Annotated in this window: 2 protein-coding genes; both read left to right on the forward strand. The window is 58.6% G+C overall.

Features of this window, described 5'->3' with window-relative positions; all coding sequences use genetic code 11:
• The coding region (locus tag FEM54_RS32100) for a hypothetical protein (RefSeq protein WP_171045962.1) at positions 1–195 on the forward strand (195 nt) is incomplete at its 5' end.
• A 73-nt stretch (positions 196–268) separates the two neighbouring features.
• Positions 269–1,677, forward strand: a 1,409-nt coding sequence (locus tag FEM54_RS32105) for a condensation domain-containing protein (RefSeq protein ID WP_276614962.1), incomplete at its 3' end; no start/stop codon positions are given.

A 1,677-nucleotide genomic window follows, 5' to 3' on the forward strand; every position in this document is an offset into this window, starting at 1 on the left:
GTGGTGCGCCTGCGCGAGCAGTTGCACGCCGAATTCGACGTCAAATCGATCTTCACCACCCCGACCCTGGCGGATTTCAGTGCCTATGTCGCCACCCGGCAAACAAATAATTCACCGGTGCAGGACGCATTGGCTAAATCCTTGGAGGCCCTCAAACGTCTATCAGCAGAAGATTTGGATAAATTGATTTCCTGAGGGGCGTGGCGTGCAAGCATTAATCGAGTCGGTAGGTTCACTTTCTGCGCAACAAAAGAAAGCGTTGGCGGTAATGCTCAAGCAGCAAGGCATCAACCTGTTTGAGATTGCCCCGGTTTTCAAGCGTCAGGAAGGCGAGCCGCTGCGACTCTCTTATGCCCAGGAGCGGCAGTGGTTTTTGTGGCAGTTGGAGCCGCAGAGCCCTGCCTACCATTTGCCACGTGCGTTGCGGTTGAAAGGTCGACTTGATCGATCGGCCTTGCAGCGCAGCTTTGATGCCTTGATTGCCCGTCACGAAAGTTTGCGCACCTGCCTGCATCAAGACGTCGATCAGGTATTACAGGTGGTGAAGCCTGAGCTGCACCTTGAGATCGCTGAGGGTGTGGGTGAGCGCACGCAACTCGAAGCTCAAGTGCAAGCCGAAGTCGCCGAACCCTTCGATCTGCAACAAGGCCCGCTGTTGCGGGTGAAGTTACTGCAGCTGGCACCGGATGAGCATGTGCTGGTGCTGGTGCTGCACCACATTGTCTCCGACGGCTGGTCGATGCAGGTCATGGTCGATGAGCTGGTGCAGTTGTACGTGGGCTACAGCCAGGGCCAGGATGTGCGTTTGCCTGAGTTGCCGGTTCAATACCCCGACTACGCCTTGTGGCAGCGCAGTTGGATGGAAGCCGGCGAAAAAGAGCGCCAGTTGGGTTATTGGGTTGAGCGGTTGGGCGGTGAGCAACCGGTATTGGAGTTGCCCCTGGATCATCCGCGCCCGCCGGTGCAAAGCTATCGCGGCGCGCGCCTGGACATGGACCTGGACGCGGTATTGGTCAGCCGTCTCAAGGCGCTGGCTCAACGCGAAGGTGTGACGTTGTTCATGCTGTTGCTGGCGTCCTTCCAGACGCTGTTGTATCGCTACAGCGGGCAGTCGGATATCCGCGTCGGTGTGCCGATCGCCAACCGTAATCGCGCAGAAACCGAGCGCCTTATCGGCTTCTTCGTCAATACCCAGGTGTTCAAGGCTGATATCGACGGGCAGATGCCCTTTAGTCAGTTGCTGGCCCAGGTCAAGCAGCGCGCACTCGAAGCCCAGAGCCATCAGGATCTGCCATTCGAGCAGCTTGTCGAGGCGCTGCAACCGGAGCGCAGCCTGAGCCATAACCCGTTGTTTCAGGTGATGTTCAACCACCAGACCGAAGCCCATAAGTCGCGGGGCGAGCTGCAATTGCCGGGCCTGGCACTTGAGGCGCTGGAGTGGGGCAGCCAGAGCGCACAGTTTGACCTTAGCCTGGATACTCAAGAATCTCCGCAAGGTATCCGGGCTTCGCTGACCTACGCCACGGACCTGTTTGAGGCGCCCACTGTGCAGCGCATGGCCGAGCATTGGCAGCGTTTGCTGCGCGCTATTGTCGGGCGTGCGGACACCCGTGTGGCGCAGTTGGCCATGCTGATCGATGCAGAACAGCGTGATTTGCTGTACGCCTGGAACCAGGG

The organism is Pseudomonas edaphica, assembly GCF_005863185.1.
Taxonomy (GTDB): Bacteria; Pseudomonadota; Gammaproteobacteria; order Pseudomonadales; family Pseudomonadaceae; genus Aquipseudomonas; species Aquipseudomonas edaphica.